Genomic DNA, 22,618 nt, shown 5'->3' on the forward strand with positions numbered 1-22,618 from the left:
TCATACTATTTGCTCTGGTGCTTTTTTCGGATGCTCTCTACCGTCTGCACCAAATAAGTCAGAACCTCCAGCTTCAACAGATAAGCCAGCAAAGCATATAGCAACAGGCCCAGCAAGACTTCTGCCGCCACAGACAATGCATCAGGCCAGCCCATATGCCCCAGCGGATAAACAGTTGCTCCAACCAACACTGCCAAAATACATCCTGGAGCAATATCCTCCCACTGTTCACGGCAGGAATACCCCAAAAGCTTCCGGTTCGGCCAGGAATTGATTGCTGTGCTAACCAAGCCGCTTGCCGCCGTACCGCAAGCCATCACAAACGGCCCGTAAAACATAGTAGTCACCAATACACAAAGGCCCATGACTTTTTTTATTATCTCCAGTCGCAGGAAAATATCGCTCCGTCCTAAAGCTTTGATGCCATTTAGATTCGCGGTATGAATTGGCCATAAAGCATAGCTAAAGCAAAACACCTGCAGATAGGGCACCAACGGCAGCCACTTTTCCGTCATCAGCAGCCGCACCAAAGGTTCCGCCGCCGCTGCAAGCAGCATCATCAACGGCCACAGCAAAAAGCTGCTCACACAGACTGCCCGGCGCATCATATTTCGTAAATGTGCCGTATCGTCCTGTGCCTGCGATAGCACAGGAAACAGAACGCTGTCAATGGAAGCATTGATATTCGAAACGATTGTCATCGGATACCTCGCCCCCTGCGTGTAATAAGCTAAATCACTGGGCGAGTAAATCCGACCGATGATCAGCTGGCTAAGATTTTTGTATCCCGTGTCCAACAAGGAAGACAATAGCAATCGGCTGCCAAACGTAAACAGGAAATGGAATCTCTGTCTGGAAAAAGTTAACTTAGGCCGCCATGCCGTCACATACCAAAGAACAACCGTTCCCACAGCAACGTTAACAATCTGCTGCATAATCAGCGCCCATACACCAAAACCATAAAATGCCATAACCACAGCTACAATTGCTGAAATCATAAGAGCCGTCAGCGAAGCAGTAAAAGACAACCGGAAAGCCAACTTTCTGATGATATAGGCATTCTGAACGCTCCTCACACCAGAAATCAACAATACTAGACCTAGAACGCGAATCAACTCCGTCAGCGCTTCATCCTGATAAAACTCTGCAATCCAAGGTGCCCCAAAATAAAGTACTCCATACATCACAGCACAAGATACACAATTGAAATAAAACACCGTGGAAAAATCCACATCATCGACATCCTTCTTCTGTATCAAAGCACTCCCAAGACCACTGTCTACAAAAACCTGTAAAATATTGATAAAAATGGTCAGCAATGCAAGGGTACCAAAATCTGTAGGGCTAAGCAGACGCGCTAAAAGAATTGTAACCGCCAGAGAAATTCCCTGCGAAGCAGACTTTTCTATAAATCGCCAGAACATACCCGAAATAACGCGTGAAATCTTCATAAAAAAGAAATTTTCTCCTTATTTTTCAAGAAAAAACATTATCCTTTTTGCCATATATCGAATAATTATATAAAAATTTTCAAAACAAATACAATATATGTATGCATTGGAATTCCTTGTCAAATATTATCGATTAAACTTGTGCACATTGTCTTAATCAGTAATTATTTTTTTCCATTCATCATAAATATATTTTTGTCTAACAGCTAAACATTTCACATTCCGCTTTGCATATTCATCCGAAAACTCAAGCACCTCATTTATATTCTGCTTCGAAATCAAATCTATATTATATATTTTGTAGCCATACTGCTCATAATAATCGCAGATATTAGAAGGCGCATAGACTTTTTTACCTAAATGTAGCATCAATGATATATTCCCCAAGGCTTGTTGTCGACTATGATTATAAACACCTACATCGCAAGAATTCAACAAGGAAACATACTCATCATATTCCATATAGTCAACAATAGGTATAAATCTATCCCCAAAAAATCGCTTCCCTAATATAACTATCTCATTTCGGTATAAATCATTACCATACGAGAGAGGACATAGCAAGTCGATATCCTTAAAATTTAGATTCGCAATTTTATTGAATAATTTTTCGTGTCTATTAGTTACCGTAGCTGAATTTCCAATTATTATTCTTTTCTTCCCCCCTCTTTTCATTTGAGGATTTTGGCTTCTAACTTTTTTTAGAATTTTTTCATATCCGCTTCCACTAGGAACTGGAACTGCAAACATTTTACAATCATATACTTTACCAAAAACTTTCTTAAACACATCCACTTCTTGATGTGTTAATAAAACGATTCCTTTAGCTAGAGATAAACATCTATCTACTATTTTCTTTCTCATCTTCTGTTTAATGGTGATTTTCTCATTATTGAATACTTCATAATCCCCACCCCAAAATTGCCAATATGTTTTGTTTAATATATCTTTACCCATAAACATCATCACATATTGCATCGTAAATACACCACTGACAATGATTTTATCACTTTTCCTTATGTCTCTTCTCAATTGATTATTTGTAATAAATTCAAAATATGATGTAATTCTATGTACATTATTTAGATTAGGCAAGTAAACCTCATTTTTTCTATCAACTACATAAAATTCTTTCTTAATTTCAGGAAATCTTTGTGTCATGTATTCAATCATTTTACTAGGAAAGTTATGTGATTTATTGATAAAAAATACAATATTCATATTACCTCTCGTTTCTATAATTCATATTTATTTTACATAACGCTGGCAAAATGAGCCATGCTCCACAAATAAGTGAAAATCCCATAGACGGATTTAAAAGCAATGTCATAATTATCGCAAATATTGATCCACCCCAAATTTTATATCGCACAAAATTACAAATAAACGGAGATAAATAAAGCATTGTCAAAGGTATTCCCCAACAAGCAAAAGACGTAATTATCACTGAATCATTATATATACCAGACTCTGGACTTACGCCTTTCGAAAACATACTCCCAAACAACGGATTATCCATTATACTTTGTATTGGATACATATAATTTTCTATCCGTAAATATAACGCCGTATTAAGGATTTCCCCTACATTTACACCATTTAGCAACATCCCAATTTCTGACATTCTTACAAAAACAGGGTTTGGTGCTATTCCAGATGTTTTTTGGACAGAAAACAAGTCAATTATAATATCACCAACGTAACCACTAAAGAAGGCACAAACGGCCACAACGACAAGCATATAAAATCTTTTACGCGCGCTTATTTGATAAGCGAATTGAACCAAGCAAGCTAGAGCTGCCGTTATTATAGTTATCACCGATGAAGTCTTCCAAATCAACACTATCATCAACACTGAAAACAATATATATATTCTTTCATGTTTAAAGATCCGCTCAATACAAAGTGGTAATAACATAGAACAGATTATAGCTAATTGATATCCCCCCCCTATCATATAACCATCTAAATCCGATTGATGCGTTGCATATAATCGTGCCGCTCCAGGATGACTATTATAATATATTATTGCGCCTAAGCACATTATTCCTATCCAAACAAGCACAATATCTATAATCTTTTTTATCCTATTAATATACATTGGCTGGCAATAGTAAGAAGACATAACCAAAATAATCCAATAGATCAAATATGTGCCAAAATAACTAATCGCAACATTAAAATCATTTGCCGTCAACATTATCAGGCCATATATCAATATAAATAAGCTATATAACATAACCTTTTTATCTATTATATATGACATTCTAACAAACCATGGCAACACCAAACATATCCACAAAAGCCCCAAAAAAAGTAACACCGTATTATATCCAGACCATACTATCCTTCCTATCCCAAATGAAAAGAATAATATTGCAACATAATCATGCAGTTTTAATACATAAAAAGTATGCTTCATTTTCTTATCCTTACCTTACATAATTCAATCATCACCATTTTGATATCCTATTGATTGTCTTGCTATAGTGCTATACAAAAATCTTTTTTTGCCTTTCCCATTAGCCTTCATCTTCATTTTCTCGTATTCAGTTGGATTATCCACCAATGATAAAATCTCTTTTTTTATGCATTCTGGAGAGTCTTCATTTAAAAATCTAATATTCCCCCCAATATCAACATGTGTAGTTCCCGGCCAATGTTTACAAATCATTGGCACGCCTATCCCCACAACTTGTTCCCAATATACAGAATGACGACCAGGAAACACTACCAAATCAGCTGCAGAGAAAAAAGCATACGATTCATTTCCTTCAGCCCAACCTATATACTTAACAAGCTTGTTATCACATAGCTTTAAAAATTCATTTTCTATTTTTTTATCTATATTACCGAAGATTATCAGCTTAACATTATCTCTATTTATCGCCTTAACTGCTTTCATCAATAACAGTGTTTGTTTTTTATACAAATCTATTTTCCCTGCTGTCATAACTAAAAAATCAGTATCTTTTATTCTATACTTTCTTCGAATATCCCCTTTCTTCCCCATCCCTTTCCTTACCGCTTCATCATCTGCCCCCATAACTAATAAATCAGTTTTTTGAGAGGGGATTCCATATACGTCTACCAAAAAATCAACACGCGCTGGTAAAACTCCATAAAACTTTTCTGTAAACGGGAGCAGCATTCTATGCATAATTCTCCATAAAAACTTGTGCAGAATGTATTTTGAAAGCATATTTCTCGCTGAATTCGAAAAATCATTATGATTGTCTACGTATACTTTCGTATCCGGATTATTACGCAAATATTTAACTATTGTATATGTATCCAAAAACGATGCGCCGTGTATAAACAAAACATTCGGCTTAATTTTCTCTATATTATCATACAATCCAGTATATATCTTAAATTTGCTTAATACGTTGGTGTGAAAAGCATTATTAATTCTAACAACTTTAACCCCATCATCATTGACATAGTTAGTTCTGTCAAAAAAAACCAACTGATTTTTTTTATTCCATACATATTTTGATGCAATTATTGTTACATCCAAGTCCATTTTTTTTTGGTACTTTGTAATTACGTTTTCTTGATAACTCCATCCATCAGTCATCGGCCCACACAAACATATATGTAAAATTTTCATAACATTACCGCCTACATTCAAATAATAAAAATTGCCAGAAGTCTTAAGGTACTAATATCCTTTTATATAGCTCAATATACTTTAAGTTTTGAGTATGAACATCATGATTTTTTTTTGCAACAGAACGACATGCTTTTATGTTTTTTTTCTTATTTATCATCATCTTAACATTATCCGCAAGCTCTTCTATACAGACTGAATTTGTTCCTAATTTCCGAAATGCTTTTCCATGTGGCTTATATTCATAATCCCCTAAGCATGCTGATTCTAATGCCCCACCAGTATCATATGTTATGACAGGACACCCACACGCCAAAGCTTCCATATTTACAGTTGGATACGTATCTTCATACGTCGTATTTAAAAAAACATCCGCCGAAGAATATATCGCTGCTAATTCTTTCGCATTATTGGTTCTCTCAATCCCTATTATTCCGACTGGCAATTTTTTCCTCTGTTTTTTTGTAACACCAACCATAACTAACAGAATACTGTCATCAAGATAATTCCTTAGTTTTAGAAAATCATTAATACCTTTTTGTTCAGTCCATTCACTAGCTACCCCTAGCACTATATTTTTATTTTCAATCCCATATTTTATCTTAAAACTCGTTTTTCTAGGTCTAAATAAATCAAGGTCAACGCCATTATTAATAATAGTAATACTATTATTTCTTAAATAAGATTTTTTTATTATATCTCCTAGCCACCTACTAGGGACAACGATAGAAGACTCTACGCTTGCAAAAATTCTTTTTTTTCGTTCCCAGTTTTTTTTAGATCCATCTACAAAAAACGATGCTGGATAACTCATTTTTTTTACACATTTGCCACACCCATCTTGCCACTTATTACACCTCGGTATTTGAAAATGTGCACAATGTCCAGTTATAGCCCAACAATCGTGTAATGTCCAAACCACTTTAACCTTTGTTTTTTTTAAATATTCATATAACAGATCTATGTTTATATAATATCCATGCAAATTATGAAGATGTATAATATCCGGCTTTATTTTCTCAATAAAGGCAATTAATTTTCGAGTTGCATGCATTGACCAAAATCCTGTTTGATCAAACAATCTAGTCATGACACCATGAATACATATTCCCAAAATATCTTCCATAGAATATTCGTATTCATTTTCAGTTTTACGTCCACGTCCCCACACAACATAAGATTCATAATTTTGTTGTTGCAACGCATGATGGATATTCATCATAATTGTTCCTGTCGACTTATTTGGAAACGTATTTATTTGAACAACTCTCACAAAATCACAAACCTTTTATTATATTAATATATTCTTTCACACTACGATTCTTAGTCAATCTTTTCTCTAATATCAATCTTCCTCTCTCCCCCATTTCAGCACTATCATTTTCAATATACCATTGAATTATTTTTTTTATTTTCTCATAATCTCCAGGCTCACAGCACTTTCCACATCCGCTTTCATCAATGATACTTCTAATCTCAGTACCAGCTTCTAACACACCTATTATTGGTTTCCCCACTGCCATGATTCCATAAGCTTTCGAAGGACAACTTACACCTTTTATTCCTCTCGCATTTACACACAAATGAACATCTCCAGCATTCAAAGAGTAAATAAGTTTCGATTTGTCTTGATAAGGAATGAAACATACATTTCTCATTTTATTCTCTTTTACATATTCTTTTAGTTTATTAAGAATTGTTCCGGCACCCACAAAAGCGAATATTACTTCCCGTCCATCATACATGGTTGTTCCCGGCTTAAACTCATATATTACTCTCATCAATCCCTCCAAATCATAATACAGACCAATATTTCCAGAATACATTACAACAAATTTACCTTCTAACCCATATTTCTTTTTAAATGCTAGTACATTTACATTTTTTCTTGATAATGGGTAAACATTCTGCTCATCAATCCAATTATTAATCATTGCATATCTGGGAACATCCTTATTCGCAAACCGTTTCTTTAATGTTTCTACTAAATCTCTACCAACAGTAATAACCATATCCGCATGACGACAAGTAAACTTATCCAAACTCATCGCCAACTTTAAAAATATATTATTGTTACTATACCCTACACTCATGATCTGTTCGGGATTAAAATCTTGTATATTATATATATACTTAGCACGTTTTAACCAGCTTCCAAAAAGGCCAAGTATACCGCCTAATATTGGCGGTTGCGATATAGAAAACACAACATCTTGTTCACCTATTTTGCGAGTCGCTAATACTCCTAAATAAAAATAAGTCAAAATATTTTTTATGCGACTTAACTTATTTTCCTTAGAAAATTCAGGCACTCTCACTCGAACGACATTAACACCATTCAATTTTTCAAAAAAATATTTTCTCTTTTTATATTTCTCGTGAATTACTCCTGTATAAGACGGAACAACACATATAACCGTAACTTCGAAATCATCCAGCATACCTTCTGCTATATCCTGAAGGATTTGCCCTGTAGATGCCACGTCAGGAGCATAGTAATGTGCATATATCAATACACGCCTCTTCACATTTATTTCCTCCACTCCGTCTATATAAAATTACACCATCGAATTTTTTCTTTCTTTTCGATAAATCTCAAAAGCATAAAACAAACTAATAAAAATCCCCATAACCATCCCACCTAACGCAATCAACGACCGTCTCGGTGCACTTTTCTCAACGGGCAAGTCGGCAGCATCAATTATCTGGATATCCATGCTCTGCATTGCTTCCTGCAGTTTGTTCTGCTCACAATTCTGGACAAGCGTCGTATAGATTTGTTTTTTTATCTTGGCATCGCTCTCCAGCTGGAGATAGCTAACCATTGCATCAGGCAGCTGGCCGATTTCTTTTTCCTTCTCGGCTTTTTTCTCTTTAATAGCTGCCTCACTAGCACTAGCCGCGCTTGCCTGTGCCTGTGCCAATGCTTGATTCTTCACAAGCTCCATCTGAGCGCTGTTCATGCTGGCCGCATTGGAGTTAACTACCGCGCTTACCTCATTAGCCAATGCCTGATTGAGTTGGTTCAGCTGCTGTTGTGCTGCTGCAACAGTCGGATGGTTGTCTGTGTATTTCTGATGAAGACCTACAAGCTCCACTTCTTTAGCTACAATCTGTGAGCGGATACTTTGGACTGTACTGTTGTCATTGATGCGATAGTTAAATGCGCCCGCTTTTTGTTCGCCGAGTTTCTGCGTCGCTACATCGTACTGTGCCTGCGCAGATTTCTGTTGTACCTGCATATCACTGATCGCCTTATCAAAGGCCGCCAGTTGCTCAATAGCGGCCTTAGCTTGATCATCCGGTTTATAAAGCTTGTGTTCCTTCTGGAATGCCGCCAACTTCGATGCAGCCTCATCCGCTTCCTTCTCAGCCGTCTCAATGCGCTCATTGAGGAATTTGACCATATAGGACTGACTGTCCTGATTCATCTCGGTCATCATCTTGAGGAAGTTATCCACCACCCCCGACGCAATCATCTGTGCCTCTTCCGGAGTACGGCCTTTGGCTGTGACTTTGATGAGATTCGTGCCTTTGACATTTTCCAGATTCAGATTTTTCTTGGCAAATTTCTCAGCGGTCATTTTCTCTTTTTCTTCCGCAGGAATATCTTCAAGCTGATCAATGATAGGCATCAGTACTGCTCGTGACTTCATCATTTCCATATAATTATTGGTAGGTGATGCAGCGGCACCTCCCATTCCCAATGCTGCCATTGCCGTCGATGCACCAGACAAATCCACCTTGTTGGCACTCTGTGTCTGTACCAATGTATCAGACTCAAAGGTTGGCGGTATAATAAAAGCAATACCTATCGCAGCAGCTGTACACACACCAACGATTTCTGCCACAATTTTCTTGCGATCTACAAGAATCTGGAACAATCGTCCCAGATCGATCTCTATTTCATCATCTTTCATCTTATCGTCCATTTATCTGACAAACTCCTTTACGATTTACTAAGTGAACGGTACGACACAGATTTCATACTGCGTCAAGGATGACTCCTTTCTATTGTTTATAATACGATATTTAGTGTATTTTACACACTTAATGTTAGTATATATCCAGTATTAATCAATGTCAATTTTGCAACATAAAAAGGCCTGCCGATAAACAGGTCTTTTTATGTTAGCACCTCAGTATGAACATATTTTCAGTGCGCCAGCATCATCGCCTGTACTTCCTTCGGCAGCTGGTAGAAGAACGAGTCTTTGCCGTAGTGTCTCGGGGCGACGTTTTGTTTTTCCTGCTCCTCTTCCCATTGTTCGACGAGGATATGGGCTTTGCGGGCGCGGTCGTTTTCGCAGAAGTGCCGGGCACGGATGCCCATTTCGCCGAGGCGGTCGTAGTTGATCGTGAGCCAGCGGGTGCGGTCGTAGGCGTGGTGGTTGTAGTTGCGGCTGATCAGGACGCCGATCCGGATGAGATGGGCGATGGTGCGCTGGACGGTGGAGGGGGACAGGTGCAGCTCGCTTGCCCAGCGGCTGGTGCTGTAGTATACCCAGTAGCGGCCTTCGCGGACGTTGCCAGTGCGGTCGAGCAGCCAGTCGAGCTGGCTGATGAGCCGTTCCTCCGAGTCGGAGAAGTATTCGAGCAGGTCGAGATGGTGGATGCGCACAAGTTTCGGGTCAGTTTCTATCATGATGTGCGCCTTCTTTCCCCGTGTATTTTGCATTACTTTCCCGCCGCTGCTGCCGTCCCGTATGCGGGATGTTGCGCGTGCGGTAGTGGTGCTCGATGGCATGGCAAAGCCAGCCCGAAGGGTGCAGGATGGTGCGCGTCCGCGTCTCGTACCAGAGCAGTGTGAGGGCGCGGTCGACGTTGAAGGAGCCATAGCGCTCGTAGAGTTTGCGGATGACTGCGGCGGATACGCCGAGTTCTTTGCCATGACGGGTGAGATTTGCAAGAATCATGTCCATTTCAGTTTTCCTCCTGTGCTGCATATGCTGTGCTGTTATCTTCTCTGAGGATGGCCGGCAGGGTACGCTCAGCGCGGGCCAGCCGCTGCCTAGCAGTGGTAAAGTGCCGCAGGTAGATATAGCGGGCCTGGTCGAGTTTCTGGCTGACGGTGCGGACATGCCAGAGCGTAGCCAGCTGGCTGCCCGAGCCGAATACGATGAGGCCATACGGCCACGCGCCCGCCTTGCGGACGAGGAGCGGATGGGCGATGTTCACGTAGGCCCGCGTCGAGTGATGGGAGCTATAGCCTTTGCTGCGCATCTTGAGCCCGACCAGCGTGAGATCAAGCGAGATGGGATAGATGGTGCCATGCGACCGGCCGAGCAGACAGGCGCAGCTGCGCCCCACCCGCCCGAATTCTTTGTCCTCGCGGGCTGCGTAGATGCGGGCGATGGTCTGGATAGCACTGCGGTACAGGCGGGTCTTGCCGCTTGCCAGGAGGATGCAGGTACTTTCGCCGCCGTTTTTGTCTGTGCAGGGTATGAGGGCGTCGATGTCTCTGGCATCTGGTACGGTTTGGCGTAGTTCTTGTTGAGTCATTTTCCCGTTCATTTTTATCCTTCTTTCTGTTTTATTTATTTGCCGTGTTTCATCTCCTTTTGTATTGTGTTCACGAGCACATTATATCTCTTTTGCACGGTAAATTCAAGTGTATTTTATAATTTTTATCTTGTTTGGCTTTAATTTTTTCCAGTACGCAAAGTTGTTCGTTATTTACGCATGAACATGCGTATAAAAAGCCTTCCCTTGGAGAAGATGTCCGATAGAAGAGATCGTGTACAGTATGACCTCATCCGCCCCTTCGGGGCACCTTCCCCAAAAGGGAAGGCTTTTTGTGGCATTCTCTTTGTAGTCTGGGTGTAGTCTCAGGTATCGTCGTACCGATTCGCGTATATGGATGTATTGTTTTGTCGTTGTGTATTTGCGCAGCTTCCTCTGCTGGATTCTGTCAGGCAGCGATGTTGCTTGGCATAAAAAAAATACTGCCAAAGGCAGGATGCTTTTGGCAGTATTTGCAAGGGAGTCTTTCAGCCACGCCGCTGCAGTTCTTTTACCAGCTCGCCCAGCTGCTCGGTGAAGCGATCCATCGAGCGCTGGAAGCGGGTCAGCAGGTAGAAGGTCACGACGATGGGAAAGCCGACGGCGGATATGGCCGTCAGGACGGTCTGTTCCATGGCCGGCCCCATCAGGCGATGATGCTCGTGTCATCGACCGACTGGAGATAGGCTTTCTTTACGCCGATGACAGGCGAGCCATCGACGAGGAAGGCCTTGCTGGCGACAGCTGCGTCGATGAAGGCGTTGATGTCGGCTGCGGCGACGTCTTCACGCGGATGCGCTACCGTGATGGTGCTGGTTTTGCCGTTTTCGAGGTTCATGACGATTTTAAGCGTTGCTTTCATGGGTAGGTCTCCTTTCCAGACGATGGTTACTCGGCGATGAGGTCACTGGCATCCTGACGGACGACAGCGGCGACGGTGTACTCCTGCAGGCGGCCAAGCTTTGCGCCGAGCTCATAGGCCTGCTCGTCGCCGATGGCCGGATTCAGGTTGCGGAATACGCGCTGGGCGTATTTGTCTTTGCCAGCCATCGTCTGCCCGGTGATGACCTTGAGGATGAGTTTACTCGTGGTGTTTTCACGTTTTGCCATAGAGATTACTTCCTTTCTATATAAATGATGGTTTGAGGAGCTCCTTTCACTTATAGTACATAGAGGAAGCGGGGCAAAAAGCAACCAGATTATAAAAAAAGCACGGAAAACCGTGCCCTAAACGTACATACAAAAAGAGCCATCCCTTTGGAATGGCTCCCTCTCTTTGTCCACCAGCGGACTCCCGCGACGCAGGCGGCCAACCCGCGACGCTGTCAGCAATGAACATCCTAAACCTACTGTAATTGTAGCACACCAAGCAGAAAAATGCTATAATTATTTCGCTGTGCACCTCTCAGCGGAAGGGAGGTTTGGCGATGAATAACCTAAACCTGTTGCGTGACTTCCTGCTTTCCTTACTTGCAGGACTAGCTGCCAACTATCTATTCACCTTGCTGATGAAATAGTACAGCAATCAGTAATCCCCTCGGGCAAAGGCCAGCCACGGAGGGGAAAAGCCGTTCACATCAGTGGACGGCTTTTCGTTTACATGAATTTACCCCGTTAGGCATTGACCGTCTCTGCCGTGACTTCCGCTGCCGGATCAACGTCATCTTTTACCTCGCCATTGAGTTTATATTTGATGGTGAGGACGAGCAGGCCGGAGAGCAGCATGAAGGCGCCCATGATGTAGTAGCCGAGGTCGAAGCTGCCGGTCGTTGTCTTGACCCAGGCCATCATATTCGGGCCGACCCAGCCGCCGATGTTGCCGCAGCTGTTGATGAGCGCGACAGAGGCTGCGGCCGCAGGGCCTGTGAGGAACGTGGTCGGGATTGTCCACCAGATGCCCATGGCGGCATGGATGCCGATGGCTGAGAGGCAGACGAGGAAGAGCGCCATGCCGAGGCTGCCTGCATGCGGCGAGCAGGCAAGGCCGACAGCACCGACGAAGAGTGCGCCCGCCACATGCCAGACTTTATCGCCCGTGCGCGTGGAGGTATGGCCGAGGATGACCTGCACGACGAGCGCGGCAGTCATCGGGATGGCGATAGCACCGCCCAAGAGCGAGGTCGAAAGGCCCGAGAGCTCTTTGAGCACGGTCGGCATCCAGAAGTAGAAGCCCCAGAAGCCGACAACCCAGAGGAAGTAAATCAGGCAGAGCTTGAGCACCTTCGGATCTTTGAAGGCTTTGAGCACCGTGTACTTCTTGCGGCCCTGCATGCGGGCCTGTTCCGCGTTGAAGTTTTCCGTAAGATATTTTTTCTCCGCGGCCGACAGCCAGCTGACCTGGTCGGGACGATCCTTGACACCAAAGAAGAAGAATACCGCAAAGGCAAGCGCCGGTACGGCCTCCAGGATGAAGAGCTCCTGCCAGCCATGCATGCCGAAGAACGACGTCTCCAAGAGAACGCCCGCCAGCGGCGCGCCGATGATGTTGCTGAGCAAGAGGCTCGTGAGCATCAGGCTCGTGGCGCGGGAGCGCTCGCCAGCCGTGAACCAGCGCGGGAAGAGCACCGAGTAGATGACGGGATAAAGGCTTGCCTCCGATGCGCCCAAGAGGAAGCGGCAGAGGTAGAAATGGAACTGCGTCGTCATAAAGGCCATCGCCACGCAAACGAGGCCCCAAGTGAACATGATGCGGGCAATCCACTTGGTCGCAGAGAATTTCGCCGCGACGAGCGAGCCTGGGATCTCGAAAATCAGATAGCCGACGAAGAAGATGCCGGCGCCCGCACCGAAGACCTCCGGCGTGATCCACGGCAGATCCTGCGTCATCGTGAGCTTGGCATAGGCCACATTGACGCGGTCGATGCAGGCGATGATGGAGACCAAAAATACCGGCAGGACGATGCGCAGGTCACGCCTGCGCTTGAGACTGGCGAAATCGATGTTTTCCATGATAATACCTCCTAAAATAAAAAATGTCCGTCCCTATAAAGGGACGGACGATATATCCGCGTTACCACCCAGATTCCATAGCCTTGCGGCCATGGCGCTCTACAACGTACTCTGGCAGTATCCGTGCAATCCTGTCTATGCAAAGCATGCAATCAACGTACCATCATACGCGGCACCTGTAACGGGGTGCTGCCGTGGCCGCTTACTGACAGCCCGCAGGGCCGCCGTTCAGCGCCATGTCTCGGAGATGATTTTCTGCTCCCGCTGTACTACCGGCTTTCACCATACCCGGCTCGCTATGCGTCTCACCGCGAGCATACTCTTTCTCGTCATCAACTGTTTGTTATATGTGTTTTCTTGTTTACATCTTACGCATATAACAATAGCACCATAGTGTAAAGTTGTCAACTATTAATTTTAAAACCAAGATACCCAAACAAACATTCTTTTCATTCCATTCAATATATGTTATTCTATATATAGCCTCCAATGAAAGGAGGTGTATCATTTGTTTCTCAAAAAATTCGTTGAGCTCATCGTTGCTCCGTTAATCGTCGGTGTGCTGCTCAAGTTATTTGAGTGGTGGTTGACGCACTAGGATTAACCAAAAACGTAGAAAACCCCGTTAATCAGGTCCTAAGCTGATTAACGGGGTTTTCGCATCATTTGTTTCTCATTCGTTACCTTGATAATAGCACGTCAGCCGCTTTCTGTCAAGTTGACACTCCCCATGGATAAATCCAGGGGATTCTTGGTTCGCTGAACACTGCAGTCTGACCGTAGCCAGACTGACTTACACATTCTCCCCAAGCGTGAATTCCCGTGTGCCCCACGGTACTGATTTATGTTAAGCAACTTGTTTTTGTTCTATTGCCCTTCGCAGTATGTTTATTGCAGCGTTGGTATCTCGGTCATGATGCGAGCCACATTCAGGGCAAGTCCACTCTCTGACACCGAGATTTTTAGTTTCCGTGTTCTGGTAGCCGCACTCAGAGCAAGTTTGGCTGGACGGGTAGAACGTATCTACCTTCAGGACTTCAGATCCATGTAATTCTGCTTTGTACTCAAGCTGACGGAAGAACTCAGACCAGCTTACGTCTGATATAGCACGAGCCAGTTTGTGATTCCTCATCATGTTTTTGATTTGCAGATGTTCTATGGCTATGGTTTTATTCTTTCTAACCAACGTTGTAGAAGTTTTGTGCAGAAAGTCTTTGCGGATATTGGATATACGCTCATGGACTTTGGCAACACGGATACGAGCCTTGCTACGATTGACAGATCTTGGCATTTTTCTGGAAAGCCGTCTTTGTTCTCGCACGAGCTTTCTTGTCAAACACCGTAGAATTCTAGGGTTGGCAACAGTATTCCCGTTGCTGTCCGAATAGAATTCCTTCAAGCCTACATCAATACCTATTTGCCCGCCATCATTGGTCTTAAGCAAAGTTTCCCTGTCCAATTCTACGCATATAGACACAAAGTATTTACCAGAAGCAGTACGGCTGACCGTAGCATTAAGGATTCGCCCGTCAAATTCTCGGCTCTGCTTGATTTTCACAGCTCCGATTTTAGGCAGCTTAATTCGATTCCCTAAGATACGGATGCCATTGCTCTGATTCCTGGTGCGGTAGGATTGGCTATGGTTGTGCTTGGACTTGAAGCGGGGGTATCTTGACTGGTGCTCGAAGAAATTCTGGTATGCTGTATCGAGATTTTTCAGGGACTCCTGCAACGCCATGCTGTCCACCTGTTTCAGCCAGCTGTATTCTTCGTATCTTTTCAAATCCGTCAGCATAGCACTGGTTTGATTATAGTTTACAGACTTATGATTTGCAGTCCACTCGTCCCTGCGGATAGCCAGAAAATGGTTGAACACAAATCGACAACAGCCCAAGGTACGATTGATTAGCTCCTGTTGGGTATGATTGGGGTATATCCTGGACTTGAAACCCATTGTGTATTTTTCCATTTTCTCACTTCCTTTGCAATGTTTTTTGATTCTCGATATACCGCTTCACAATGTTAAGCGGTGCGCCACCAACGGTAGAGCAGAAATAGCTGTTTGTCCATAGACTTGGCAATTTTGTAGTCAACCATGGAAATTCCTGTCTCAATATCCGATTGCCCACCTTCAATTACTTACGCAAATTCAGCGGACGCGGCTTATATCCCCATATCTGAAGCTAGGGGTTTTACGCCGCATTCGATAACAGCGAAGGCTTACAGTTTGAATTTCGCAATCTCCTGCTGCAGCTCTTCGGCCATCTTGGCGAGGCTTTCGCTGGCGTTGGAGATTTCCTGGACGCTGGCACTCTGCTCCTCGGTGGCTGCCGATACCGTCTCGGCTTCCTCAGCAGCTGTGCGGCTGGCCTCGCCGATGGTGCGGATATGTTCGACGATTTCCTCGCCGCTGCCGGCCATGCCAGAGATTGCAGACGAGATATCCTGCACCTGATCCGATACCGCCTCGACAATCTCGATGATGCGGCGGAAGCTCTCGCCCATGCTGATGATGTTCTGCGTGCCGACACGGACTTCCTCGCTGCCCGCCTGCATACCGGCGACGGCATTTTCGGTATCCTGCCGCGTCTGCTGGATAAGCGCGGCAATCTGCTGTGCAGCTGCCTGCGAGGACTCCGCGAGCTTCCTGACCTCATCGGCAACGACGGCAAAGCCACGGCCATGCTCGCCTGCACGGGCTGCCTCGATGGCAGCATTGAGTGCCAAAAGGTTCGTCTGCTCGGAGATGGACGAGATGGTATCGACAATCTGCCCGATTTCTGCCGAGCGCTCACCGAGGGCCGTGACGACCTTAGTCGACTCGTTCGTGCTCTGCTCGATGCGCTTGATCTGGCCGATGGCCTGCTCGAGCGTCTTGCCGCCTGTGCGGGCAACATCGGCAGCTTCACGGCCATGTGATGCGGCCTGATCCGCCTGGCCAGCAACGTGCTGGATGGTTTCATTCAGTGTCTCGATGGCGCCGCTCGTCGAGCGTACCGCATCGAGCTGCTCGCTCGTCCCCTGCGCAACGCGGACAATCGAGTCTGCGACCTGATTCGAGGCCTGTGCCGATTGCGCCGTTGTCGCATTGAGCTCCTCAGCCGATGCCGAGAGACTTTCCGAGGAGCAGCTCACGCGGTCAAGCACGCCGCGGACTGCCTGCCGCATCGTGCGGACGGCAGCGGCCAGCTGCCCGAGCTCGTTGCTCACGGTGATACGGGTCGGACGGTTGCGGAAGTCGCCATCGGCGAGCAGCTGCATCTCTGCCATCATGACGGCAAGCGGCCGCATGGCGCGGTTGACCGTCGCATAGATGCCCAGCGAAATCAGCAAAATCAGCAGGATACTGATGCCCGTCATGATTTTGAGGACATTGCCGACCGGGGCAAAGAGCTCATCCTGATAGGCAATCGTTGCCATGCCCCAGCCCGTAGCCTTGATGGGGGTGTAGAAGGCAATCATATCCTTGCCGTCTTTATTGGTAAACTTATAGACGCCAGCCTGCCCTGAGAGCATTTTTTCGCCAAGCGACCGCAGGCCCGGGTCATCTTCGTCTGCGATTTTCTTCTTCATGATAGCGCTCTCATCGGGATTGACGATGTAGGTGCCCTCTTTGGAGATGAGTAGGCTATAGCCATCCGAGCCCAGCTTGAAGCTGCTGACTTTTTCCATGACGGCATCGACATAGATAGCCGCGAGCACCATGCCGACGTTCTGCCCATTCTCGTCCTTGGCCAGTGCGATCGAGTTGACGATAATCTTACCCGTGGCCTGCGAGATGACCGGCGACGCCATGAATGAATCCTTCGCGCCCGTCATGGTTTCCTTGTACCAGGCCTTATCGGCATTGTGCATTTCCTTGAAGCCATTTTTCGTCTCGCCATAGAGCACCCCCGAGCCATCGAACGGACCCCAGCTGACGCTGTCGTAGACGCCCGGATAAATCTTGTTCATCAGGGCGAGACGATACTTGTTGTTCTCGTTCATGCCCTCCGGCGACTCCTTGAGCCGCTTGGCCGATGGATTGCTGGCGGCTGTCTGCGTCTCGAGCATCCGCGCATCGAGCCAGCTTGAGACACCATCCGATACTTCCTGCGCATTGCGCAGGGCCGTCGTCGTAAGCTGTTCCTCAAACGTCTGCCCAACGTATTTGAATATGATGCCTGCCATCAAGACAAGCCCGATAACGACCACCGGAAATACATACATCAGTATTTCCGTCTTGACGGTACGCACATTGCCTGTTGCCGTATTTGTACTATATTGTTTGTCCATAGCTTTCCCCCCTATTATTGCTTCACCTAGTCCTTACACATTGTGTACCTTGAGATTTCGTTAAGCCTCCCGCTATTTCCTGCCAACAAAAAATACTTTTATGCCAGGCAGCGCTTCGTGGTATAATGTGTTGTGGCAGTGCATATGTTGTCAAGACAGTACACTTTGTGATTGACAATCTGTCAACTATGCGTTATTATGTAAAACATATAATAATACTAGGAATTGGGAGGAAGACGCTTATGATTAAGCTCTCTCATATAGAGAAGACTTATGACAGCCCCGCCGGGCCGGTCGCAGCGCTCAAAGGCATCGACCTTGAGATTGCGCGCGGTGAGATTTTCGGCATCATCGGCCTATCCGGCGCGGGCAAATCGACGCTCGTGCGCTGTATCAACATGCTCGAGCGGCCGACGGCCGGGCAGGTATTCGTCGACGGCAAGGAGCTTACGGCAATGGATGCGGCCGAGCTGCGAAAGACCCGCAAGGACATCGGCATGATTTTCCAGCATTTCAACCTGCTCTCGTCGGCAACGGTCTACGAGAATATCGCCTTTCCGCTGAAGCTTTCGGGGATGCCAGCGAATAAAATCCGCCAGAAGGTCGAGCCGCTGTTGAAACTCGTGGGGCTTGAGGCTAAGGCCAGCCAGTATCCGTCGCAGCTCTCTGGCGGCCAGAAGCAGCGCGTCGGCATCGCCCGCGCGCTCGCCAGCGAACCGAAGGTACTGCTCTGCGACGAGGCCACGAGTGCCCTTGACCCGCAGACGACCAAGGCCATCCTCGAGCTCATCCGCGCTATCAACCGCAAGCTGCAGCTGACCGTCGTGGTCATCACGCATGAGATGCAGGTCATCAAGGACATCTGCGACAAGGTCGCAGTCATCGACCAGGGCGTCATCGCCGAGCAAGGCTCAGTCATCGACATCTTCACGAACCCGCAGCAGCCGATCACGAAGGAATTCATCAGCGTGCTGCTCTCCAATGACCTGCCAGCGGCTTTCCGCGGCGGCAGGATTTCGGCTGAGCCCATCGAGGATGCCTATCTTTTGGTACGGCTGACCTTCATCGGCGAGAGCGCCGACGATCCGGTGCTGGCCGGCATGATAAGGAAATTTCCCGACGTCGAGACGACCATGCTCTTCGGCAATCTCGACCAGATCCGTGCCACGCCTTTCGGCCGCATGATCGTGGGGCTTACCGGCCCGCACGAGCGCGTACAGGCAGCGCTGGAATACCTGCGCACCAAGGAACTCAAGGAGGAGGTGATTGGCTATGTCCGCAGACATGATACCACTGCTGTCTAAGGCCCTGGGCGAGACAGTCTATATGGTCGCCGTCTCGATGGTCATCGCCTCTGTCATCGGCGTGCCGCTCGGCGTGCTGCTGCATACGACGGGCAAGGGACAGATCCTGGCCGCACCGGCGTTCAACCGCGTGCTCGGCTCGATTGTCAACGCCATCCGCTCGATTCCTTTCATCATCCTGATGGTCGCCATCATCCCGCTGACGCGCGCCATCGTCGGCAGCGCGATCGGCACGACAGCGGCCATGGTACCACTCGTCATCGCCTCGATCCCGTTCATCGGGCGCCAGGTCGAGACCTCCCTCAAAGAGGTTCCCTACGGCCTCATCGAAGCCGCGCAGTCCATGGGCGCCACGCCGTTCCAGATCATCTGGAAGGTCCTGCTGCCAGAGTCGCTGGCCAGCATCACCGCCCAGCTTACGACCGTCATCATCAGCCTCGTCGGCGAATCGGCCATGGCCGGTGCCATCGGCGGCGGCGGTCTTGGTGACCTCGCCATCCGCTACGGCTACCAGCGCTTCCGTCCGGAAGTCATGATTGCCACGGTCGTCATTCTCATCGTACTCGTCCAGCTTGTCCAATTCATCGGCAACACACTTGCCCGCAAGCTGGATAAGAAATAAAAGGGGGAATTATTTATGAAGAAAATCGTATCACTCATCGGTGCGCTCATGGTCGCAGCGCTGGCCTTTGCCGGCTGCGGCGGCAGCAATAGCACGAGCTCGGGGACGGACGCTGTCGCCCAGAACTCCTCGGGCATGAAGACGCTAAAAGTCGGCGCTACGGCCGTCCCGCATGCCGAGATTCTCGAGGTCGTCAAACCGCTCTTGGAAAAGGACGGCATCAAGCTCGATATCGTCGAGTTCAACGACTACGTCCAGCCGAACCTGGCCCTCAACGACAAGGAACTTGACGCCAACTTCTTCCAGCACGAGCCGTATCTCAAGAACTTCATGGAAGAGCATAAGGAAGTCAAGCTCGTGAACGCCGCTGGCATCCATATCGAGCCGATGGGCATCTACTCCAAGAAGGTCAAAGACCTCAAGGAGCTCAAAGACGGTGCCTCCATCGCCATCCCGAACGACCCGACCAACGGCGGCCGCGCCCTGCTGCTGCTCCAGAAGGCAGGCCTCCTGAAGCTCAAGGACGGCGTCGGTGAAAAGGCTACGGTCCAGGATATCGCTGAGAACACGCATAACTTCAAATTCCAGGAAGTCGAGGCTGCCCAGGTTCCGCGTACGCTCGAAGATGTTGACGCTGCCGTCATCAACACGAACTACGCGATGCAGGTAAACCTCGTCCCGACCAAAGACGCGCTGATCATGGAGGACAGCACCTCCCCGTACGTCAACATCCTTGCCGTACGTGAAGGCGACAAAGACCGCCCGGAAATCCAGGCCCTCATCAAGGCCCTCCAGAGCCCGGAAGTCAAAGCCTTCATCAACGATAAATACAAAGGCGCCGTCGTCCCGGCATTCTAAGCCACGACAGTGACAGAAACCATAACAAAACGCCGGACGGAAACCACAATCCAGTGGATTCCGTCCGGCGTTTTTTATGACCATCGTCTAACGACAAGCCCATCGACTTTCGTGCTTATTTAGTATATGATATAAGCATGAAAGTTGGTGATGATATGAAAACAATTGCACGTTTTATTGATGGCTCCGGTCTCCTGCTGACCAAAAAAGCTCTCCGTAGCGGCATAAAAAAAGACAACTTCTACCGCTTTGTTGCAGATAACCACTTTAAGAAAGTCGCACAAGGAGTATATCTCGCCCCCGAGGCCTGGGAAGATAGTGCCTTCATCTTGCACCAGAGGTGTCCACAGGCCGTTTTCTCCCATGATGAGGCACTTTTCTACTATGACCTCATCGACCGTGAACCTATGGAACAAACCATAACCATCTATTCCGGCTATAATACTCAAAAGCTCAAAGCATCCAGAATAAAAGTCTTCACCGTAAAAAAGGAATTACTTAACATAGGCCGAACCGAATATAAAAATTCTTTCGGACATATGATTCCCATCTATGACCTAGAACGAACCATTTGCGACCTTGTACGTAACCGAAGCAATTTTGAAATTCAAGACTTCCATACAGCCTTAAAAAACTACACCCGCCACCCCGATAAAGACTTTAACAAGCTAATGACTTATGCCCCCCTCTTTCGCGTAGAAAAATTAATACGACAATTTATGGAGATGCTTTTGTAATGAAACTCAGCCCAGCCCAACTAAAAGGCCGCCTAAAAAACCTTGCCACCCAACATCATGCAGATGCCCGTACTCTCATGCGCCTGTACATGATGGAACGTTTCTTGGAAAGGATATCTGCCTCAAAATACCGAGACAACTTCATTATCAAAGGCGGCATACTTGTAACATCCCTTATTGGCGTGGCCCTGCGCTCCACCATGGACATCGACACCACCATAAAGAATCTGAATTTGTCCGATGAAGACATCCACCGGATTGTCAGGGAAATATGCGCCATTGACTTGCAAGACGATGTGAAATTCCAAATAAAACAACTAAGCCAAATAATGGATGAAATGGATTATCCCGGCATCCGTATTACACTGAACGCATTTCTCGGCAATATGCCCGTTCCCATGAAAATAGACATCTCCACCGGCGATATTATCACGCCACGCGAAATATACCATCAGTACAAACTACTTATAGAAGACCGCTCTATTCTGCTATGGTCATATAACCTGGAAACCTTGCTATCCGAAAAAATTCAAACCGTTCTATCCCGTGGCCTGCTGAACACGCGGATGAGAGACTTCTATGACCTATACGAACTCTCCAGGATTTACCATGACAAGATTGACACTGCCACACTAAAATCCGCATTCATAGCCACCTGTGCCAAGCGAAACACCGAAAATCTTATCGAAAATGCTCCCCAGATACTCACAAAAATACAGCAAGATGATAATCTGAGACATCTCTGGAAATCCTATCAGAAAAAATACACCTACGCCACGGATATTTCCTACGAGGATATTATGCTTACTTTAGTGAAAATATGCAAATCAATTAACATAAAATGATTGTGAAAAAATCTGTTCCACATGCTTCCAATTTCCCCATGCGCCCACGAATCCAAGATGATTTTTCCAATCAAAAAACATCATCCATGCTGATGAACGCCACATTTTCTGCACCCAAACCTTGATTTCGTCAAATCTCTGCATCCTATTACGCTTTCTTTTAGTACCACTAATCTACAAACCTAAAACCTCTTTTATTCCATCAAAATCATAGCAAAGAATTACATAGACGACACAGTCTTTCGTTTCATATTCATGCCGAATAAAGGCAAAAAATAGTCTACCAATATGAATAAATAGAACGACCTGTGGCTCAAGGGCCCCATCCTTGTCACAGGGGAGACTAACCGAGACTTCGCTAAAGTCGCTTTGTACATTCTTATCAATATGACTATTGCGGCAATTGTTGGTATTTCTTCTGCCATGGTCATTAGAGGTGTATCCTAGATACATCCATTTAAC

The 22,618-nt window shown here is 46.1% G+C and carries 21 protein-coding genes, 1 pseudogene and 1 other annotated feature; of the genes and pseudogenes, 5 read left to right on the forward strand and 17 right to left on the reverse strand.

The genetic code is table 11. The features are described from left to right. Positions 1-5 precede the first annotated feature (5 nt). From BM181_RS06725 to BM181_RS06805, 17 genes and pseudogenes are all read right to left on the reverse strand, one after another. Complete coding sequence (locus tag BM181_RS06725; RefSeq protein ID WP_075443217.1) at positions 6-1,451, reverse strand: lipopolysaccharide biosynthesis protein; 1,446 nt, start codon at positions 1,449-1,451, stop codon at positions 6-8. 153 nt (positions 1,452-1,604) lie between these two features. Then, positions 1,605-2,672, reverse strand: coding sequence for a TDP-N-acetylfucosamine:lipid II N-acetylfucosaminyltransferase family protein (locus BM181_RS06730; RefSeq protein ID WP_075443219.1), 1,068 nt, complete (start codon positions 2,670-2,672; stop codon positions 1,605-1,607). Position 2,673: 1 nt separating this feature from the next. After that, on the reverse strand, positions 2,674-3,873 hold the full coding sequence (locus BM181_RS06735; protein ID WP_075443221.1) for a hypothetical protein: 1,200 nt from the start codon (positions 3,871-3,873) through the stop codon (positions 2,674-2,676). A gap of 24 nt (positions 3,874-3,897) precedes the next feature. Then, entirely contained in the window at positions 3,898-5,064 is a 1,167-nt protein-coding gene (locus BM181_RS06740; protein ID WP_075443223.1) for a glycosyltransferase, read from the reverse strand. 43 nt (positions 5,065-5,107) lie between these two features. Then, complete coding sequence (locus BM181_RS06745) at positions 5,108-6,286, reverse strand: glycosyltransferase (RefSeq protein WP_075443225.1); 1,179 nt, start codon at positions 6,284-6,286, stop codon at positions 5,108-5,110. Between the two features lie 55 nt (positions 6,287-6,341). Then, on the reverse strand, positions 6,342-7,592 hold the full coding sequence (locus BM181_RS06750) for a glycosyltransferase family 4 protein (protein WP_075443227.1): 1,251 nt from the start codon (positions 7,590-7,592) through the stop codon (positions 6,342-6,344). A gap of 30 nt (positions 7,593-7,622) precedes the next feature. Continuing rightward, positions 7,623-8,996 carry a GumC family protein gene (locus tag BM181_RS06755; protein WP_256211314.1) on the reverse strand — a complete coding sequence of 458 codons (1,374 nt, stop codon included), beginning with the start codon at positions 8,994-8,996 and terminating at the stop codon, positions 7,623-7,625. A gap of 224 nt (positions 8,997-9,220) precedes the next feature. Beyond that, positions 9,221-9,709: a hypothetical protein gene (locus tag BM181_RS06760; protein WP_075443229.1), complete on the reverse strand. Its 489-nt coding sequence runs from the start codon at positions 9,707-9,709 to the stop codon at positions 9,221-9,223. Then, positions 9,696-9,986 carry a hypothetical protein gene (locus BM181_RS06765; RefSeq protein ID WP_075443231.1) on the reverse strand — a complete coding sequence of 97 codons (291 nt, stop codon included), beginning with the start codon at positions 9,984-9,986 and terminating at the stop codon, positions 9,696-9,698. Before BM181_RS06765 ends, BM181_RS06760 begins: the two co-directional genes overlap by 14 nt. 1 nt (position 9,987) lies before the next feature. After that, positions 9,988-10,578, reverse strand: coding sequence for a hypothetical protein (locus BM181_RS06770; RefSeq protein WP_075443233.1), 591 nt, complete (start codon positions 10,576-10,578; stop codon positions 9,988-9,990). 476 nt (positions 10,579-11,054) lie between these two features. Beyond that, the gene (locus tag BM181_RS06775) at positions 11,055-11,201 is read right to left on the reverse strand and encodes a YvrJ family protein (RefSeq protein WP_075443319.1); all 147 of its coding nucleotides are present in this window, start codon (positions 11,199-11,201) and stop codon (positions 11,055-11,057) included. 11 nt (positions 11,202-11,212) lie between these two features. Beyond that, positions 11,213-11,428 (reverse strand): DUF2922 domain-containing protein, encoded by a 216-nt coding sequence (locus BM181_RS06780; RefSeq protein WP_075443235.1) that lies wholly within the window; start codon positions 11,426-11,428, stop codon positions 11,213-11,215. Between the two features lie 26 nt (positions 11,429-11,454). Further along, entirely contained in the window at positions 11,455-11,676 is a 222-nt protein-coding gene (locus BM181_RS06785; protein ID WP_075443237.1) for a DUF1659 domain-containing protein, read from the reverse strand. A gap of 504 nt (positions 11,677-12,180) precedes the next feature. Beyond that, positions 12,181-13,515, reverse strand: coding sequence for an MFS transporter (locus BM181_RS06790; RefSeq protein WP_075443239.1), 1,335 nt, complete (start codon positions 13,513-13,515; stop codon positions 12,181-12,183). Between the two features lie 36 nt (positions 13,516-13,551). Beyond that, positions 13,552-13,857 (reverse strand) — a binding site (T-box leader). A gap of 505 nt (positions 13,858-14,362) precedes the next feature. Continuing rightward, positions 14,363-15,484, reverse strand: coding sequence for an IS200/IS605 family element RNA-guided endonuclease TnpB (tnpB, locus tag BM181_RS06795; RefSeq protein ID WP_075443241.1), 1,122 nt, complete (start codon positions 15,482-15,484; stop codon positions 14,363-14,365). 4 nt (positions 15,485-15,488) lie between these two features. After that, positions 15,489-15,638: pseudogene (locus tag BM181_RS06800) on the reverse strand (IS200/IS605 family transposase); the annotation flags it as partial. 97 nt (positions 15,639-15,735) lie between these two features. Beyond that, complete coding sequence (locus tag BM181_RS06805; RefSeq protein WP_075443243.1) at positions 15,736-17,790, reverse strand: methyl-accepting chemotaxis protein; 2,055 nt, start codon at positions 17,788-17,790, stop codon at positions 15,736-15,738. Positions 17,791-18,032: 242 nt separating this feature from the next. Between BM181_RS06805 and BM181_RS06810 the strand changes: the two genes are divergently transcribed. The 5 genes from BM181_RS06810 to BM181_RS06830 all read left to right on the forward strand — a co-directional run bounded on the left by BM181_RS06810 (position 18,033) and on the right by BM181_RS06830 (position 22,156). After that, positions 18,033-19,094 (forward strand): methionine ABC transporter ATP-binding protein, encoded by a 1,062-nt coding sequence (locus BM181_RS06810; protein WP_075443245.1) that lies wholly within the window; start codon positions 18,033-18,035, stop codon positions 19,092-19,094. After that, positions 19,063-19,716: a methionine ABC transporter permease gene (locus BM181_RS06815; protein ID WP_075443247.1), complete on the forward strand. Its 654-nt coding sequence runs from the start codon at positions 19,063-19,065 to the stop codon at positions 19,714-19,716. The genes BM181_RS06810 and BM181_RS06815 overlap by 32 nt, the downstream gene beginning before the upstream one ends. A 15-nt stretch (positions 19,717-19,731) precedes the next feature. After that, positions 19,732-20,574, forward strand: coding sequence for a MetQ/NlpA family ABC transporter substrate-binding protein (locus tag BM181_RS06820; protein ID WP_075443249.1), 843 nt, complete (start codon positions 19,732-19,734; stop codon positions 20,572-20,574). A gap of 137 nt (positions 20,575-20,711) precedes the next feature. After that, positions 20,712-21,311, forward strand: a complete 600-nt coding sequence (locus BM181_RS06825) for a type IV toxin-antitoxin system AbiEi family antitoxin domain-containing protein (protein ID WP_256211315.1) — start codon at positions 20,712-20,714, stop codon at positions 21,309-21,311. Continuing rightward, positions 21,311-22,156, forward strand: coding sequence for a nucleotidyl transferase AbiEii/AbiGii toxin family protein (locus tag BM181_RS06830; RefSeq protein WP_075443253.1), 846 nt, complete (start codon positions 21,311-21,313; stop codon positions 22,154-22,156). The genes BM181_RS06825 and BM181_RS06830 overlap by 1 nt, the downstream gene beginning before the upstream one ends. Positions 22,157-22,618: the final 462 nt, after the last annotated feature.

Source organism: Pseudoselenomonas ruminantium (assembly GCF_900113715.1).
Classification (GTDB): domain Bacteria; phylum Bacillota; class Negativicutes; order Selenomonadales; family Selenomonadaceae; genus Selenomonas_A; species Selenomonas_A caprae.

Bases quoted from the DNA above. Each gene is read 5' to 3' on its own strand.
- BM181_RS06725 (WP_075443217.1), bottom strand. From the start codon at position 1,451: ATGAAGATTTCACGCGTTATTTCGGGTATGTTCTGGCGATTTATAGAA.
- BM181_RS06730 (WP_075443219.1), bottom strand. From the start codon at position 2,672: ATGAATATTGTATTTTTTATCAATAAATCACATAACTTTCCTAGTAAA.
- BM181_RS06735 (WP_075443221.1), bottom strand. From the start codon at position 3,873: ATGAAGCATACTTTTTATGTATTAAAACTGCATGATTATGTTGCAATA.
- BM181_RS06740 (WP_075443223.1), bottom strand. From the start codon at position 5,064: ATGAAAATTTTACATATATGTTTGTGTGGGCCGATGACTGATGGATGG.
- BM181_RS06745 (WP_075443225.1), bottom strand. From the start codon at position 6,286: ATGATGAATATCCATCATGCGTTGCAACAACAAAATTATGAATCTTAT.
- BM181_RS06755 (WP_256211314.1), bottom strand. From the start codon at position 8,996: ATGGACGATAAGATGAAAGATGATGAAATAGAGATCGATCTGGGACGA.
- BM181_RS06760 (WP_075443229.1), bottom strand. From the start codon at position 9,709: ATGATAGAAACTGACCCGAAACTTGTGCGCATCCACCATCTCGACCTG.
- BM181_RS06765 (WP_075443231.1), bottom strand. From the start codon at position 9,986: ATGGACATGATTCTTGCAAATCTCACCCGTCATGGCAAAGAACTCGGC.
- BM181_RS06770 (WP_075443233.1), bottom strand. From the start codon at position 10,578: ATGAACGGGAAAATGACTCAACAAGAACTACGCCAAACCGTACCAGAT.
- BM181_RS06775 (WP_075443319.1), bottom strand. From the start codon at position 11,201: ATGGAACAGACCGTCCTGACGGCCATATCCGCCGTCGGCTTTCCCATC.
- BM181_RS06780 (WP_075443235.1), bottom strand. From the start codon at position 11,428: ATGAAAGCAACGCTTAAAATCGTCATGAACCTCGAAAACGGCAAAACC.
- BM181_RS06785 (WP_075443237.1), bottom strand. From the start codon at position 11,676: ATGGCAAAACGTGAAAACACCACGAGTAAACTCATCCTCAAGGTCATC.
- BM181_RS06790 (WP_075443239.1), bottom strand. From the start codon at position 13,515: ATGGAAAACATCGATTTCGCCAGTCTCAAGCGCAGGCGTGACCTGCGC.
- tnpB (WP_075443241.1), bottom strand. From the start codon at position 15,484: ATGGAAAAATACACAATGGGTTTCAAGTCCAGGATATACCCCAATCAT.
- BM181_RS06805 (WP_075443243.1), bottom strand. From the start codon at position 17,790: ATGGACAAACAATATAGTACAAATACGGCAACAGGCAATGTGCGTACC.
- BM181_RS06810 (WP_075443245.1), top strand. From the start codon at position 18,033: ATGATTAAGCTCTCTCATATAGAGAAGACTTATGACAGCCCCGCCGGG.
- BM181_RS06815 (WP_075443247.1), top strand. From the start codon at position 19,063: ATGTCCGCAGACATGATACCACTGCTGTCTAAGGCCCTGGGCGAGACA.
- BM181_RS06820 (WP_075443249.1), top strand. From the start codon at position 19,732: ATGAAGAAAATCGTATCACTCATCGGTGCGCTCATGGTCGCAGCGCTG.
- BM181_RS06825 (WP_256211315.1), top strand. From the start codon at position 20,712: ATGAAAGTTGGTGATGATATGAAAACAATTGCACGTTTTATTGATGGC.
- BM181_RS06830 (WP_075443253.1), top strand. From the start codon at position 21,311: ATGAAACTCAGCCCAGCCCAACTAAAAGGCCGCCTAAAAAACCTTGCC.